Origin of the sequence: Brachybacterium tyrofermentans (assembly GCF_039526165.1) — a bacterium.
Lineage (GTDB): Bacteria > Actinomycetota > Actinomycetes > Actinomycetales > Dermabacteraceae > Brachybacterium > Brachybacterium tyrofermentans.
Genome location: NZ_BAAAIR010000035.1, coordinates 56,500 through 71,845, shown reverse-complemented (window position 1 = coordinate 71,845; position 15,346 = coordinate 56,500). Strand labels below are relative to the sequence as shown.

At 70.4% G+C, this 15,346-nt stretch carries 13 protein-coding genes and 1 pseudogene; 9 read left to right on the top strand and 5 right to left on the bottom strand.

The window, feature by feature from the left end; all coding sequences use genetic code 11:
• Positions 1-112: 112 nt before the first annotated feature.
• Positions 113-760, bottom strand: a pseudogene (locus ABD093_RS09160) (DUF222 domain-containing protein); the annotation flags it as partial.
• Positions 761-1,393: 633 nt separating this feature from the next.
• On the opposite strand from ABD093_RS09160, the gene msrA reads away from it, so the two are divergent.
• Positions 1,394-2,089, top strand: coding sequence for a peptide-methionine (S)-S-oxide reductase MsrA (msrA, locus tag ABD093_RS09155; protein ID WP_343923914.1), 696 nt, complete (start codon positions 1,394-1,396; stop codon positions 2,087-2,089).
• Positions 2,090-2,114: 25 nt separating this feature from the next.
• Here the strand turns inward: msrA and ABD093_RS09150 are convergent, their stop codons facing one another.
• The gene (locus tag ABD093_RS09150; protein ID WP_343923912.1) at positions 2,115-3,194 is read right to left on the bottom strand and encodes an NAD(P)-dependent alcohol dehydrogenase; all 1,080 of its coding nucleotides are present in this window, start codon (positions 3,192-3,194) and stop codon (positions 2,115-2,117) included.
• 226 nt (positions 3,195-3,420) lie between these two features.
• On the opposite strand from ABD093_RS09150, the gene ABD093_RS09145 reads away from it, so the two are divergent.
• A complete protein-coding gene (locus tag ABD093_RS09145; RefSeq protein ID WP_343923911.1) occupies positions 3,421-4,023 on the top strand; it encodes a TetR/AcrR family transcriptional regulator in 603 nt (200 codons plus the stop codon).
• Positions 4,024-4,063: 40 nt separating this feature from the next.
• On the opposite strand, the gene ABD093_RS09140 is transcribed toward ABD093_RS09145, so the two are convergent.
• The 3 genes from ABD093_RS09140 to ABD093_RS09130 are packed head-to-tail and all read right to left on the bottom strand — an operon-like array spanning position 4,064 to position 6,551.
• Entirely contained in the window at positions 4,064-4,648 is a 585-nt protein-coding gene (locus ABD093_RS09140) for an arsenic metallochaperone ArsD family protein (RefSeq protein WP_343923910.1), read from the bottom strand.
• A 60-nt stretch (positions 4,649-4,708) separates the two neighbouring features.
• Positions 4,709-5,815, bottom strand: a complete 1,107-nt coding sequence (locus ABD093_RS09135; RefSeq protein ID WP_343923908.1) for an aminoglycoside phosphotransferase family protein — start codon at positions 5,813-5,815, stop codon at positions 4,709-4,711.
• Between the two features lie 13 nt (positions 5,816-5,828).
• Positions 5,829-6,551, bottom strand: coding sequence for a FadR/GntR family transcriptional regulator (locus ABD093_RS09130; RefSeq protein WP_343923906.1), 723 nt, complete (start codon positions 6,549-6,551; stop codon positions 5,829-5,831).
• Positions 6,552-6,826: 275 nt separating this feature from the next.
• Between ABD093_RS09130 and ABD093_RS09125 the strand changes: the two genes are divergently transcribed.
• The 7 genes from ABD093_RS09125 (at position 6,827) to ABD093_RS09095 (ending at position 15,212) form a co-directional block, all read left to right on the top strand.
• Positions 6,827-8,464, top strand: coding sequence for an ABC transporter substrate-binding protein (locus ABD093_RS09125; protein WP_343923904.1), 1,638 nt, complete (start codon positions 6,827-6,829; stop codon positions 8,462-8,464).
• 130 nt (positions 8,465-8,594) lie between these two features.
• Positions 8,595-9,560: an ABC transporter permease gene (locus ABD093_RS09120; protein WP_343923902.1), complete on the top strand. Its 966-nt coding sequence runs from the start codon at positions 8,595-8,597 to the stop codon at positions 9,558-9,560.
• A 1-nt stretch (position 9,561) separates the two neighbouring features.
• Positions 9,562-11,637: a dipeptide/oligopeptide/nickel ABC transporter permease/ATP-binding protein gene (locus ABD093_RS09115; protein ID WP_343923900.1), complete on the top strand. Its 2,076-nt coding sequence runs from the start codon at positions 9,562-9,564 to the stop codon at positions 11,635-11,637.
• On the top strand, positions 11,634-12,476 hold the full coding sequence (locus tag ABD093_RS09110) for an ABC transporter ATP-binding protein (RefSeq protein ID WP_343923898.1): 843 nt from the start codon (positions 11,634-11,636) through the stop codon (positions 12,474-12,476). The genes ABD093_RS09115 and ABD093_RS09110 overlap by 4 nt, the downstream gene beginning before the upstream one ends.
• A gap of 54 nt (positions 12,477-12,530) precedes the next feature.
• Positions 12,531-13,496: a dihydrodipicolinate synthase family protein gene (locus ABD093_RS09105; protein ID WP_343923896.1), complete on the top strand. Its 966-nt coding sequence runs from the start codon at positions 12,531-12,533 to the stop codon at positions 13,494-13,496.
• Positions 13,489-14,517 (top strand): ROK family protein, encoded by a 1,029-nt coding sequence (locus tag ABD093_RS09100; protein ID WP_343923894.1) that lies wholly within the window; start codon positions 13,489-13,491, stop codon positions 14,515-14,517. The genes ABD093_RS09105 and ABD093_RS09100 overlap by 8 nt, the downstream gene beginning before the upstream one ends.
• 11 nt (positions 14,518-14,528) lie before the next feature.
• Positions 14,529-15,212, top strand: a complete 684-nt coding sequence (locus ABD093_RS09095) for an N-acetylmannosamine-6-phosphate 2-epimerase (protein ID WP_343923918.1) — start codon at positions 14,529-14,531, stop codon at positions 15,210-15,212.
• Positions 15,213-15,346 lie beyond the last annotated feature (134 nt).

Genomic DNA, 15,346 nt, shown 5'->3' with positions numbered 1-15,346 from the left:
CTGGGCTTCCTCACCCCCACCGAAGCGTTCGCTCGACTCATTGCCGGCGAACCCCATGTTGCTTCGACGCCTTGACACCACCCAGCGCCTTGAAACAGGCGACCCCATCCTTAGTGGGCAGGATTGCGTGGAGGATCGACATGCCGTCCGGCGCGGGACGTATCGAGACCCGTCGCTCGGCGACCGCTCGGGATGCGCGCTTGACAGCTGCGGCGGGGTCCAGCTCCTGTGCCCGAGCGCGAGTGGCGCGGCCCGAGGCCGACGCCGTCATAGCGGGGAGCCTCCCCTCGAGCTCCTGGTCGACGAGCGCTCGATCCTCGTCGCTGAGGACGAGCACGTTCTTCGCAACTTCGGCAGCCGCCCATTCGCTGATCTCGCCCTGCTCGAGGAGCTTGGTGGTGCGGGGCAGCGTCTCGACGAGGATCCGGTGGACGACCAGCTGATCCGAAGCATGTTTCGGAGTGATTCTGCGGGCAAGCGCGACCTGATCCGCGACCCCTTTGCCGAGCTCCCCCCGCGCGACCCCCTGGTGCCTCTGCGCGGCGATCTGGGACTCCCGGAACACGACCTCCGCGTGCGCCTGGCAGGCACCGAGCGCGCCCTTCCCCCGTTCGAGAGCCGCGATGAGGTCGATCAGGTCATGGTCCGAGGAGCTCGCGAGATCCTCTCCCCGCGGGGCACGTTCGAGGAGGCCCGCGAGCTCCCTGGTCCAGGCAGACGCAGGCGAAGAGCCGGGCAGCGCCGTCACGATCGCTTTCATGGCTCTCCTCCTCACGTCGTCCGTCGTCGGCATCATTGCCGGGATCGAACAGCTGTTCGTTGATTCCCCTCCAGAGTGACCCTCAAAGCACCTCCGAACAAGACCCCCGAGGAATTGGGGACTAATTTGTGGATAACCACCCACTGTGGAGGAAAGAACTCACGCTCGTCCACTGTCGTGAATGCGCTGTGGATAACTCGATGCCATCAGACGATTGCGCCCGATGAGTCAGCCAGAAGAGCCGTCAATCGAGCCCGTCAGAAGGTCCGTCGGTCGAGCCCGTCAGAAGGTCCGTCGGTCGAGCCCGACTGATGACCCGCCGGTCAAGCCCGTCAGATGACCCGCCGGTCAAGCCCGTCAGATGAGCCGCCCCTCGAGTCGCCGGAATGACCTCCGACCGCATCTCGCGGCCGGACGAAGAACCTGGATGCCGAGGAATCGCCAGGGTCACTGTGTGCGAAGTACGGCAGCGACCAGCCAGCGGACAGGCAGCGACCACCCACCGCCCGAGAGCAGCGCGGCCGCCGACAGCACCACCGCGGCTCCCGGCCCCTCTATTCCCCGTGAACCCTCCTCGTGAGAAGCCTCCCGGCCCCCTCCCGCTCGCCCGCGCGCAGGACTAGCGTGGCGCTCATGTGGCAGATGATGGATCTCCTGTACGGGCACAAGAAGGACATGGTCACGCCGGAGGATGCGCTCCCCGGCCGAGACCAGTACACCTACTCCCTCGCGCGCGAGCACCTCGTGCTGGGCACCGACATGCTCGGCCCGGACTCCCCGGTCGATCCGCGCCCCTGGCCGGCCGACACCGAGGAGATCATCCTGGCCGGCGGCTGCTTCTGGGGCATCGAACGCATCGCATGGAAGACGCCCGGTGTGCACACGACCTCCTCCGGCTACGCGGGCGGCTACACGCCGCACCCCACCTACGAGGAGGTCTTCTCCGCGAAGACCGGACACACCGAGGCTGTGCGCGTCGTCTACACCGGCGGAGACGAGACCCTGCGGGCACTGCTCTCCCAGTTCTGGGAGCAGCACGACCCCACCACGGCGAACCGTCAGGGCAACGACGTGGGCACCGAGTACCGCAGCGCCGTGTACTGGACGACCGAAGCGCAGGGCGAGGTGGTCCGCGACTCCGCGGTCCGCTACCAGGACGCCCTCGACGCGGCCGGTCGCGGCGCCATCACCACGGAGCTGAAGCCGCTCGCGGCAGCCGGCGACGGGCGGTACTACACCGCCGAGGCCGAGCACCAGCAGTACCTCGAGAAGGTCCCGAACGGATACTGCAACCACGGTTTCAACGGCGTGGCCTGCTCGCTCGGCTGACTGACGGGCAGACGGGACACCCCGCTCAGCTCGGGTCGACGTCGAGGTCCGACATGTCCAGGACGAACCGGAAGCGGACGTCGCCCCGGGCAAGCCGATCGAGGGCCTCACCGACCCGTGAGGACGGGAGCACCTCGACATCGGCGACCACGCCGTGCTCTGCACAGAATTCGAGCAGCTGCGCGGTCTTCGCCATCCCTCCGCTTCCGGCCGACGTGAGCTTCTTGCGTCCGAGCAGCAGATCCGTGGTCTCGACGGTGACGGGGCCGAGGTAGCCGACCTGCGCCAGGGTGCCGTCGAGCGCGAGCAGCTCGAGATACGGGGCGAGCTCGTGGGAGACGGCCACGGTGTCGACGATGACGTCGAATCGTCCCCGCGCCGCGGCCATCGCCGGCCCGTCGCCGGAGACCAGGAGATCCGCAGCCCCGAGCTGCCGGGCATCCTCGAGCTTCCCCGCTGAACGACTGATGACGGTGGTCTCGGCGCCGAGCGCCGTGGCCAGCTTGACCGCGAGATGCCCGAGCCCTCCCAGACCCACCACGGCGACACGCACTCCCGGCCCGACCTCGAGCGCAGTCAACGGCTCCCAGACGGTGATCCCCGCACACAGCAGAGGTGCTGCGGCGCTCGGATCCAGACCCTCCGGCACGCGGTGGGCGAACTCCTCGCGCACGACGTACTCGCGCGCATATGCCCCGAGGGTGGGCCTCCCGTCCCGTCGATCCACTCCCCCGTACGTCAGCGTGGGGAACTCCCGGCAGAAGTTCTCCTGCCCGGCGGTGCACATGTCGCAGACGAGGCATGCGTCGACGATGTTGCCGACCGCGACGACGTCCCCGATCGCGAAGCGCTGGACCTCCGGACCGATCTCGGTCACGACACCGATGAACTCGTGGCCGGGGACCAGGGGAACCGAGGAGCCACCATCCGTCGCCTCCGCAGTCTCATCCGCAGCCGCGGCCGCCGCCGCACTCGCGCCCGCAGCCTCATCCCCGCCCGCGCTCCTACCCCCGTGATCGCGCAGGGCGTGGAGGTCGCTATGGCAGACGCCGCAGTAGTCGACGCGCACGGCGACGTCGTCTGCCCGCAGATCGCGGCGCTCCACCGCCTCCCGGTGCAGCGTCGCGCGGGCGCCTGCGGCTGCGTGCTCCGCAGCAGACCCATCCGCCGCAGACCCGTCCGGAGCAGACCCCTCTGCGGCTGATCGGTGGGCCACCCATCCCTGAGTACTTCGCATCGTCTCTCCTAACAACAGACTGTTCGGTCTGTTTTAGTGTGCGACCCCGGGACGCCGAAGTCAAACAAACTGTTCTGTTGCGTATCGTGGAAGCATGCAGACCGGATCACGACCGACCAAGGTGCTGACCGCACGAGGTGCCGCGACCCGGCAGCGCATCGTCGACGCTGCCACGGAGGAGTTCGCGCAGCACGGCATCGCCGGTGCGCGCGTGGAGCGCATCGTCGCAGCCGCCCGCACCAACAAAGCGCAGCTCTACGACTACTTCGGGAACAAGGACGGCCTGTTCGACGCGATCTTCCGGGACTCCCTGGAGCGGATCGTGGAAGTGGTCCCGATCGACTCCTCGGACCTCCCGGATTGGGCCGTGCGCCTCTACGACGAGTACGTGGAGCAGCCGTCACTCATCCGACTGGCCACCTGGACCCGCCTCGAACGTCGGCCCGAAGGTCATCTCGTCGAGGACGTCGACCGGCTGGACGACCGCAAGCTGGCCTTCATCGCCGACGGCCAGGCGGCGGGGACGATATGTGCCGGCGACCCGTTCGACATCATGGCGATGGTCATCAGCATGTCCATGGCCTGGTCACCGGTCAGCACCGTCTATGCCGCGACCTCCGCCGAGCCGACGACGGTCCACGACGCCCGTCGCGAGCTCCTGCGCGACTGCGTCCGCAGAGCGGTCATGACCGGCTGACGGCCCCGCGGCCCCGTGGCCCGCGCCGTTCACGGCGGAGTCAGCCGGCCGACGTGCTGGCGACGCCCGCGCCGGATGCGGCTGTGCCTGCGCCTGCGCCTGCGCCGGATGTGCCTGTGCCTGTGCTAGGCAGACCGTCCCCGATGTCGCCGCCCATCAGATTGCGTCGGGCGCCGATGTCCGGTCCTCCGGCGGGGCGGGCCGGGGCCGGCGCGGCACCCATCAGCTGGGCGGCGAACCCGCCGGCCTCGCGAGGCATCGGGGCACCGCCGGGGCCGCAGGCGGAGGCCGCTGCCGAACTCCGCTCGGGCGCCTCCGTCCCCGCCCGGGCGAAGCGACGCATCTGCTCCGTCGTCGGGTACATCGCGCTGACCACGATGTCCAAGCCCAGCAGCGTCACGGGCAGGGCGCTCTCGCCGGCAGAGTCCAGCAGCGCCCGCACGGGTTCGCACTCCTCGAAGGCCCAGGCATCCTCGTCCTGCAGGTAGACGGTGATCGGGTGGCCTTCCAGCGCCAGGGCCGCGGCCTCGTCGAGGAAGGCCTCCTGGATATCGGCGTCCGGCGGCGGCGACGGCAGGAAGATGTCCAGTGCCGCCAGCTGTCCGAGGTCGTCCGCATCGCTCATGCCGACCACGGTAGCGCTCCGGACGGCACCTCGGCGGGCTGACTCACGCGGCGGGGCCGATCAGCACAGCATGCGCCGAGCCGTTCTCAGCCATGCCTCGCCCTCCTCGACGTAGCCGAGCCGGCCGAGATAGACGCCCGTTGTCACACGTTCGAGATGCGCCCAGGCCAGAGCCCTCTCCGGATCCAGTCCGACGCGCCGCGCCAGCCGTTCGGCGAGAGCGGCGTGCCAGCGCCTGCCGGCGCCCGGCCCGTCGGTGCGGTCGAGGTCGTCGATGATCTGCCGGTGATCGCGCAGCGCGACCCCGAGGTCGTACTCGGGCTCGCAGAGGAAGCCGTCGGGGTCGATGAGCACGTGCGTGTCGCCGCGCTGCAGCACGTTCGCGGGGTGCGGGTCGCCGTGGACGACCACCTGACGCGGTGACGGGGACTCGATGAGGTCGAGCGCCAGCACGCGGGCCCGTGCGAGCACGACAACCTCGTCGGCCGCTTGTGGGCCCGACGCAGCTGCCATGCGGGAGACCGACTCGTGGGAGGCACGGGGGCCCGACTCGTCGGCCGCTTGTGGGCCCGATTCATGGGCCTCGAGAGCGCCGTCGATAATCGCCAGCAGGGAGCGCGCCTTCTGCGATGGGGCGAAGGGTCGCCCGACGGCGAGCGGGACCTCCCAGGCCTGCAGCAGCAGGTCACCGAGCACATCGGTCTGGGCGACGGGGTCGGGGACGGCCTGCGGGAGCATCGGGCCGAGCTTCTCGAGCAGCATCGCGTCCCGCTCCCCGTCGTGGGCGACCAGCCGGACGTAGCCGCGCCCGTCCGCCGCAGCCAGGATCCGGGCCTGCTGGGCCACGTCGGCTCCCCCGCCTCCGAACTTCACGACGAAACTGCCGCTCGCCTGGAGGCCGCGGCTCGCGGGCGTGCCGGACGATCCGCGGGGGCCGACGGGTCCCGTCCGACGCTCCACCTCGAGCACCGGCAGTCCGGCGCCCGCCAGATGCACGTGCCTGATCTCCAGATCCCAGTGCGCCAGCACGCCGTGCAGGCGGCCGGGGAAGGCGGCGACGAGGTCGCGCGCCCACGACTGCCCTGCCCAGGGTCGGGCGCTCAGCAGCGCGACGACCTGTTCCGGGGTCACGACGTGCTCCCGGATCGCGACCGGCTCCGGGGTCACAACCTGCTCCAGGTCATCCCGTCACGGCCGTCGCGGCCGCGCGTCCGGCGGCGTCGAGCGTGCGCCCGAGAGGCCGGTAGTGCTCGTGGACTGCGTCCCGATAGGCATCCGCGTCCCCGGCCTCGAGAGCGGTGAGCATCGCCTGGTGCGCGTCGACGGTGACCAGGATGTCCTCGGACTGCACGATGTCCAGCAGGGGAACCGCCGTCGTGTGGATCTCCCAGAACGCCTGCGCCAGCTGGCGCAGCAGGCCGTTGGGCAGCCGGGAGAACAGGGCCGTATGGAAGGCCGCGTCAGCCTCCGGGAACGGCTGCCCGTTCTTCGCGAGGCGTCGCATCTCCTCGACCAGGTCCTCGAGCTCGGAGTTCACGGTGCCGCGGTAGATCTCGACGAGCTGCTCGGCGACGGAGAGGTCGATCGCGATGCGCAGCTCCACCACCTCGCGCAGCGCCCGCAGATCATTGCCGTCGTCCAGCCGCGCCCGGAACAGCAGTCCGTTCACGAGCGGGGAGAGGGACAGCTGGCCCACGAAGGTGCCGTGGCCATGCCGCACCTCGACGATGTCCAGGGAGGCCAGCGTGCGCATCGCCTCCCGGACCGAGGAGCGCGAGATCTCCAGCCGTTCGCACAGGGCGGTCTCCGTGGGCATCGGGTCCCCCGGCACCATGCCCTCCGCCAGGATCAGATCCTGGATGCGGTCGACGGCGCTGTTGCCAGCTCCCTTGGTTCGAGCCATCTCGTTGTCCTCCCCCGGTGCACCGTCACCTCTGTGACGCATGCCCCATCATGCCGTGCGCACCCGTCGAACCTCAGATCGGACGGATGGTCACTGCTGCGTATCGGTATCCGGTCCCGTGGTGGCGATCAGTGATCGATTCCTGTACTGTCCCGGTCATCAGACATCATACGTCTGATCTTCGCAGCGTGGCGGACATCGTCGAACTGCGAGGACGGCGTTCCCCCGACCCTGGCGCGACATGCGTCCGGACCACCCCTTGAAGGGATGCATCAATGGCGATCACCATCTCCGCCGATCGACTCGGACGGCGCAGCTTCCTCCGCGGCTCCGCCGCTCTCGCCGGCGCCGCCGGCATCGTCGCAGGCATCGGCGCCTGCGCCCCGAAAGACGCCGGGAAGGGCACCGGATCGGATTCCGGCGGCGCCCCCGCCGGCGATGCGGACCCGGACGGCCACCTCAGCGCCGCCATCAGCTACGAGCTCGGCACCAACGGCTACGACCCGATGAGCACGTCGGCCGCTCTGACCGTGGCCGTCAACTGGCACACCCTCGAGGGCCTCACCGAGCTGCACCCCGTGACCCGCGAGGTCTACGCGGCGCTGGGCACCGAGATCCCGTCAGCGGAGAGCACCTCCGTGGATGTGACGCTGCGCGACGGCGCCGTCTTCCACGACGGCTCCCCCGTCACCACCGATGACGTGGTCTTCTCCTTCGAGCGGGTGCTCGACCCGGCGAACGCCTCGCTGTACTCGCAGTTCATTCCGTTCATCGAGTCGGTCACCGCGAAGGACGACACCACCGTCACCTTCGCCCTCACCGCCCCCACCGGCGTGTTCGCCGAGCGTCTGTCGACCGTGAAGATCGTGCCCCGGGCCGCTGTCGAGGCCGACCCCAAGGAGTTCGACGCCAGCCCCGTCGGCACCGGCCCCTGGAGGATGACCGACAACGGCGCCACCTCCAAGGTCGTCGAATTCGAGCGCTTCGACGACTACACCGGCACGATGCCCGCCCAGGGCAAGACCATGGGCTGGGAGATCATCCCGGATGCCGCGACCCGCACCAACGCCATGCAGTCCAAGACCGCCCAGGTCATCGACTCGGTCCCGTACCTCTCGATCGATCAGCTCAAGGGCAGCGGCACCGTCGAGTCCGTCGGCGGTTTCGGGCTGCTCTTCGCGATGTTCAACAACGCGGAGAACAACCCGTTCAACGATCTGAGGAACCGCCAGGCGTTCCTCTACGCGATCGATATGGACACGGTCATCGAGACCGGGCTCAGCGGTCAGGCGGAGCCCGTGAGCTGCTTCGTGCAGAAGGACCACCCGAACTACAAGGAAGCCTCCACGGTCTACTCCCTGGACGCGGAGAAGGCCAAGGCCCTGTTCGCCGAGACCGGCCTGACCTCGTTCCGCATGCTGGTCACCGACCACGACTGGGTCCAGCAGTGCACCCCGATCATCCAGGAGTCCCTCTCCGCGGTCGGCATCGACGTCGCCTTCGAGCAGAAGCAGTCCGCCGACGCGTACAACACCGTGGACTCCGACCCCGACTCCTTCGACGTGATGGTCGCCCCCGGTGACCCCTCGGTGTTCGGCAACGATCCCGACCTGCTGATGCGCTGGTGGTACGGCGGCGACGTCTGGACCGAGGGTCGCATGCACTGGAAGGGCCAGGAGGCCTGCACCGAGACGGAGGAGCTGCTCGGCCAGGGCCTGGAGGCCGTGGATCCGGCGGAGCAGGAGAAGATCTGGGGCCAGCTGTTCGATCTGATCTCGGACGAGGTCCCGCTCTACCCGTTGTTCCACCGCAAGTCCCCGACGGCCTGGGACGCCGAGACCCTGGTGAACTTCCAGCCGATCTCGCTGACCGGGCTCAGCTTCATCGACGTCGCCTCCACCCAGGCGGAGTGACGCGCCCGGGGTGGGGCGAGCCGCGAGCCGCCCCGCCCCGGCAGCCCCGTCGACCCTGCCCCTTCGGCTCTGCCCTGTCGGCCCCACGCATTCCTCGTCCTGATCCACCGCTCGACCCACGGAGGACCTCGTGTCCCAACTCGTCCGACTCCTCGGGCGGCGCCTCGTCGCGCTGCCGCTCATGATCCTCGGCGTCACCCTGCTGGTGTTCGTCATCATGTCGCTCTCGCCCACCGACCAGGCTCGGCGTGCGCTCGGCGAATCCGCCTCGGAGGAGGCGCTGGATCTGTATCGAGAGGCCAACGGGCTCAATGACCCGCTGCTGGAGCGGTACTTCTCGTTCCTCGGGGGCATGCTCCATGGGGACCTGGGCACCACCAGCGGCAACACCCCGGTCACCGAGGTCGTCGCCCACGCGCTCCCGATCACCCTCCAGCTCACCTTCCTGGGCCTCGCGATCGCGATCGTGATCGCCGCGGTGCTCGGCGTGCTGGCGGCCCTCTTCCGCGACCGCTGGCTCGACCAGGTGATCCGCGTGTTCACCGTCGCGTCGCTGGCCACGCCGTCGTTCTGGCTCGCCCTGCTGCTGGTCCAGTGGCTCGCCGACATCCCCGGCGGCTGGCAGCTGTTCCCCGCCCTCGTCTCCGGCTGGGTCGGGTTCTTCGAGGATCCTGCCGTCTACCTCAACAACATCACCCTTCCGGCTCTCGCGCTCGCGATCCCGGTCGCCGGATCGCTCACCCGCGTGGTCCGCACCGCCATGGTCGAGGAGCTCGACCGCGACTACGTGCGCACCGCGATCGGCGCAGGCGTCCCCTACCCGATCGTCGTCAGCCGCAACGTGCTGCGCAACGCCCTGATCACCCCGATCACCGTGCTCGGCCTCCGCGTCGGCTATCTCATGGGCGGCGCCGTGATCATCGAGATCATCTTCAACATCCAGGCCATGGGCCAGCTCATCCTCGACGGCGTCAACCGCAACGACGTGTTCCTCGTGCAGGGAGTGACCCTCGTGGTCGCGATCTCCTTCATCATCGTGAACATCGTCGTGGACCTCCTGTACGTCGTCGTCAACCCCCGCATCAGGAGCATCTGACATGCGACCGAAGCTCGGATCCCGTCTCCAGTCCGTCAGCGGCAGCCCGCTGGCCCCGTTCACCGCCCTCCCCTGGCCCAGCCGCATCGCGGTCCTGTTCCTGGCCGGGCTCACCCTTCTCGCGATCTTCGCGCCGGTCATCGCCCAGTACGGTCCCCTCGCGAGCGGCCCTCCGGTCCAGCCCCCGGGCCTGGACCACTGGATGGGGACCGACAGGATCGGGCGCGACATCTTCTCGCGCGTCGCCCACGGTGCCCGCTCCTCGCTGCTCATCGGCCTCGCGGCCACCGCCGCCGCCCTCGTGGGCGCCGCCGTGCTCGGCTCCTTCGCCGCCACCGCCTCGAAGATCCCCTCCGAGATCCTCATGCGCGTGCTCGACGTGATCATGTCGTTCCCGGGCATCGCCCTGGCCGCCGTCTTCGTCGCCGTGTTCGGCACCTCGCTGCCGGTGCTGGTCTTCGCGATCGGGTTCCTCTACGTGCCGCAGCTGGCCCGTGTGGTGCGTGCCGAGGTGCTCGCCCAGTTCGGTGAGGACTATGTGGCCGCCTCGCAGGTCATGGGCGCCTCCACCCCGTGGATCCTCCTCAAGCACGTGGCCCGCAACTGCATCGCCCCGATCATGGTGTTCGCGACCGTGCTGGTCGCCGACGCGATCGTGCTGGAGGCCTCGCTGTCCTTCATCAACGCCGGCGTGCAGCCGCCCTCCCCGTCGTGGGGCAACATCCTCTCCCAGGGCAAGCAGCTGCTGCTGGCCGGCTACTGGTGGCCCACGTTCTTCCCCGGCCTCGCGATCCTGCTGACCGTGCTCTCGCTGAACATCCTCTCCGAGGGGCTCACCGACGCCATGGCCAGCCCGCGGATCCGCGCGGCGGTCGACGTCGAGGCCGACGAGGCCGGCGTCGCCGCTGAGGCCACTGGGGCAACTGAGCCCACGGCTGCTGTGGACGCAGTGCCCGCGAAGTCCGCTGAGCCCGCGGCTGCTGCGGACGCAGATCAGCCCGAGGTGCTCGGGGCGACCGACGCGGAGACCTCGCAGCGCCTGCTGAACGACTCCCTCGCCGCGCTGCGCGTCGCCGAGCTGGCACGGCCCGAGCGCGAGGTGGTCGACGAGTCGCTGCCTCCGCTGCTGGACGTCCAGGACCTGCGCGTCTCCTTCCCGGGGGCGCACAACGGCACCGACATCCTCGATGGAGTCTCGTTCCAGGTTCGTCCGGGCGAGACCATGGGCCTGGTCGGCGAGTCCGGCTCCGGCAAGTCCGTCGCGAGCCTCGCGATCATGGGTCTGCTGCCCCGCACCGCCCGGATCAGCGGCAAGGTCATGCTGGGCGACGTCGACCTGCTGTCGATCTCGCCCAAGGAGATGAACGCTCTGCGCGGCCACGAGATCGCGATGATCTACCAGGATGCGCTGAGCTCCCTGAACCCCTCGATGCTGATCCGCTCGCAGCTGGCGCAGCTGACCAGCCGCGGTGGCACCCGCACCGCCGAGGATCTGCTGGCCCTCGTGGGCCTGGACCCGAAGCGCACCCTGTCCGCATACCCGCACGAGCTCTCCGGCGGGCAGCGCCAGCGCGTGCTCATCGCGATGGCCCTGACCCGCGATCCGAAGCTGGTCATCGCCGATGAGCCCACCACGGCGCTCGACGTCACCGTGCAGAAGCAGGTCGTGGACCTGCTGAACTCGCTGCGCGAGGAGCTCGGCTTCGCGATGGTGTTCGTCAGCCACGACCTCGCCCTGGTCGCCCAGCTCGCCCACCGCGTGACCGTGATGTACGCGGGCCAGGTGATCGAACAGGGCATCCAGCACGAGCTGCTGACCGACCCCCGCCACGAGTACACCCGCGGCCTGCTCGGCTCGGTGCTGTCGATCGAGGCGGGCGCCGAGCGCCTGCACCAGGTCCCCGGCACAGTCCCCTCTCCCCGCGACTTCGCCGTCGGCGACCGCTTCGCCCCGCGCTCGCTGGACCCGTCGGCCGATCCCACCCGGCGCCCGGAGCTGCTCCCGGTCGGAGGCTCCGGCCACGTCGTGGCGAGCACCGGCGCCGTCCCCGCTCCCCTCGAAGGAGACCTGCGATGAACGAGATCACCGAGAACACCTCCGGGACAGACAGCGCGGACAGTGTCGACGTGCGGCCCGCGCCCACCATCGAGCTGCACGACGTGCACGTGGTGCACAAGCTGCGCACCGGCAGCCTGCTGCGGCCCGACACCATCCGAGCCGTGGACGGCGTGAGCGTGTCGGTGCGTCGCGGCGAGGTGCTCGGCATCGTGGGCGAGTCGGGGTCCGGCAAGTCCACCCTGGCGCGTGTGATGACCGGACTGCAGCCCGTGACCAGCGGAACCGTGCTCTTCGACGGGCGGCCCTTCGGCCGCTCGCGGGCCCGACGCCGAGAGCTGGGACGCACCGTCTCGGTGGTCTTCCAGGACCCGGCGACAGCCCTGAACCCGCGGCTTCCCGTCCGGGAGACGCTCATGGACCCGCTGCGGGTGCACGACGTGGGCACGGAGCGGGAGCGTCTCGCCCGCGTCACGGACCTGCTGCATCTCGTGGGCCTGCCGCAGTCGGCGATGGAGGTGCTGCCGCGGCAGATCTCCGGCGGTCAGCGCCAGCGCGTGGCGATCGCGCGCGCCCTGGCCCTGGAGCCGCAGATCATCGTGGCCGATGAGCCCACCAGCGCCCTGGACGTGTCCGTGCGCGCCCAGGTGCTGAACCTGCTCATGGACCTCAAGCGCGAGCTCGGCCTGGGACTGGTGTTCATCTCGCATGACATCAGCACCGTCCGCTTCGTCTCGGACTCGATCATCGTCATGAACCGCGGCAAGATCGTCGAGCACGACACCGCCGAGCGGATCTTCACCGACGCCCAGGACGAGTACACCCGCACCCTGCTCGCCGCCGCGCCCTCGCTCCTGTAGCGACCTGCGCGCCGACCACCATCCCCCCGAATGCCTTTCGAAGGAGCACCCCACATGACCACCACGCAGACCTCCCCCTCGACCTCGTCGGCCGATCGCCTCAGCGGTGTCGTCCCCCCTCTGCTCACGCCCCTGACGCCCGAGGGCGAGATCGACATGGCCTCCCTCGAGCGCCTGATCGCCCACCTCCTCGAGGGCGGCGTGGACGGCATCTTCGCCCTCGGCTCGAGCGGCGAGGTCGCCTACTCCGACGACGCCCGCCGGTCCCAGGTGCTCGAGGCGGTGACCGGATTCGTCGCCGGCCAGGTGCCCGTCATCGCCGGCGTCATCGACATGCAGACCGACCGGGTCATCCACCACATGCGCGCCGCCGAGCGCTTCGACCTGGACGGCTATGTGGTCACCGCGCCGTTCTACTCGATCACCGGCCCCGAGGAGATCGACACCCACTTCCGCACGATCGCGGCCGCGGCCGACGCCCCGATCTGGGCCTACGACATCCCGGTGTGCGTGCACACCAAGCTCTCCCCCGCGCACCTGCTGCAGCTCGGCACGGACGGCGTCATCACCGGGGTCAAGGACTCGAGCGGTGACGACGTCTCCTTCCGCCGCCTGGCCGCGATGAACCGGGCCGCCGGCTCGCCGCTCACGCTGCTGACCGGCCATGAGGTCGTCGTCGACGGCGCCTACCTCTCCGGGGCCGACGGCTCCGTGCCCGGCCTGGGCAACGTGGACCCCGCCGGCTACGCCCGCATGCACCGCGCCGCGCAGGCCGAGGACTGGGCGCTGGTGCGCCGCGAGCAGGATCGCCTCGCGGCCCTGTTCGAGATCGTCTTCCAGCCCACGGACAAGGTGGGGCCGGCGGCCGGCATCGGCGCGTTCAAGACGGCGCTGCGCGAGCTCGGCGTGATCGCCACCAACAACGTCACCGTCCCGATGTCGCCGATCGAGGGCGAGACCGTGGGCCGGATCCGCACGATCCTGGAGCAGACGGGCCTGCTGGGCGGCACGGATGCCTGATCCGGTCCTCGCCCTCGACCTCGGGGGCACCAAGATCCGTGCCGCCCTGGTGCACGGGGCGGGTGTGGGCTCGAGCTCGGGCTCGGGCTCGGGCTCGGGCTCGGGCTCGGGTGCAGGCTCGGCCGACGGGGCTCTTCCGAGGCCACGGGTCGAGCGGGTGGGCACGGTTCCCACCCCGGCCCGCGACGGGGCCGCGGCGATCCTGGCCGCCGCCCTCGAGCTCGCCGAGGGTGTGCGCGACGGAGCGCCGATCGCCGGCGTCGGGGTCTCCTCCGCCGGAGTGATCGACAGCGCCGAGGGGCGAGTCACCCACGCCACGGACTCGCTGCGCGGGTGGGCGGGGACCGACGTCGCCGGCCCGTTCGCCGAGCGCTTCGGGGTGAGCGTCACCGTGCTGAACGACGTGCATGCCCACGGGATCGGCGAGGCCCGCTTCGGGGTGGGCAGCGGCCGCGGCTCGCTGCTGCTGGTCGCCGTCGGCACCGGGATCGGCGGCTGCCAGGTGGTGGGCGGGTCCCCGGTCCTGGGCGCCCACGGAGCGGCCGGGCACATCGGCCACCTGGCCGTCCCGGGGGCCGAAGGCGTCCCCTGTCCCTGCGGACGCGTCGGCCACCTCGAAGGCTTCGCCTCGGGGCCGGGCATCGTGCAGCTCGCGCACCGCGTGAGGGCGGAGTCCGGGGATGACGCAGGAGTGCCCGCCTCCGAGATCACCGATGGTCATGGGCTCGCCCGAGCCGCCCTGGAGGGCGATGCGGCCGCGCTCGAGGCGTACCGGCTGGCCGGCTTCGCGACCGGCCGGGTGATCGGCGGGCTCCTCAACGTGCTCGACGCCGAGGTCGTGGCCCTGACCGGCGGAGTCTCCGAGGCCGACGGCCCGTGGGGCGACGCCGTGCGCCAGGGCATCGCGCAGGAGGCGATGGACGTCGTCGCGGCGACCCCGGTGCTTCCCGCGAGCGCCGGCACCCATGCGGCCCTGCTCGGGGCGGCGGCCAGTGCCCACGACGCTCTCCTCTCCCGATGAAAGGCTTCCCCATGCATCCGTTGATCGCCCCGCTCGAGGGCTCGTTGATCGTCTCCTGCCAGGCCTACCCCGGCGAAGCCATGCGCGACCCCCGCACCATGGCCCAGGTCGCCACCGCCGTCCAGACCGGCGGCGCCACCGCCGTCCGCGCCCAAGGCCTCGACGACATCCGCGCCGTCAAGAACGCCGTCGACGTCCCCGTGATCGGCATCTGGAAAGACGGCACCGACGGCGTCTTCATCACCCCCACCCTCGAGCACTGCCACGCCGTGATCGACGCGGGAGCAGACATCCTCGCCCTGGACGGCACCACCCGCCCCCGCCCCGACGGCCGCACCTTCACCCAGACCGTGCACGCCGTGCGCGAAGTCTTCGACGGCCCCCTCATGGCCGACTGCGACTCCCTCGACTCCGCCCTGGTCGCCGCCCACGCCGGCGTCGAGATCATCGGCACCACCCTCGCCGGCTACACCGATGCCCGCCCGACCACCGACGGACCCGACCTCGACCTGATCCACCAGCTCGCCGGCCGTCTCCCCGCCACCAGCGTCCTCGTCGCCGAGGGCAGGGTCCACACCCCCGCCCAGGCCGCCGCAGCCCGCGCCACCGGTGCCTTCGCCGTCGTGGTCGGCACCGCCATCACCCACCCCACCACCCTCACCACCTGGTTCCACCACGCCGTCACCACCGCCTGACCCACCCCACCCAGCCTTACGAACTTCTGCTCCCCAGCGTCGGCTCGACGCTCCATACGCCTCGAGCCGACGCACAGCGACGAAAGTTCGTACGGGAAAGCGTCGGCCATGCTCGGCCGATCGCGCTATCCACC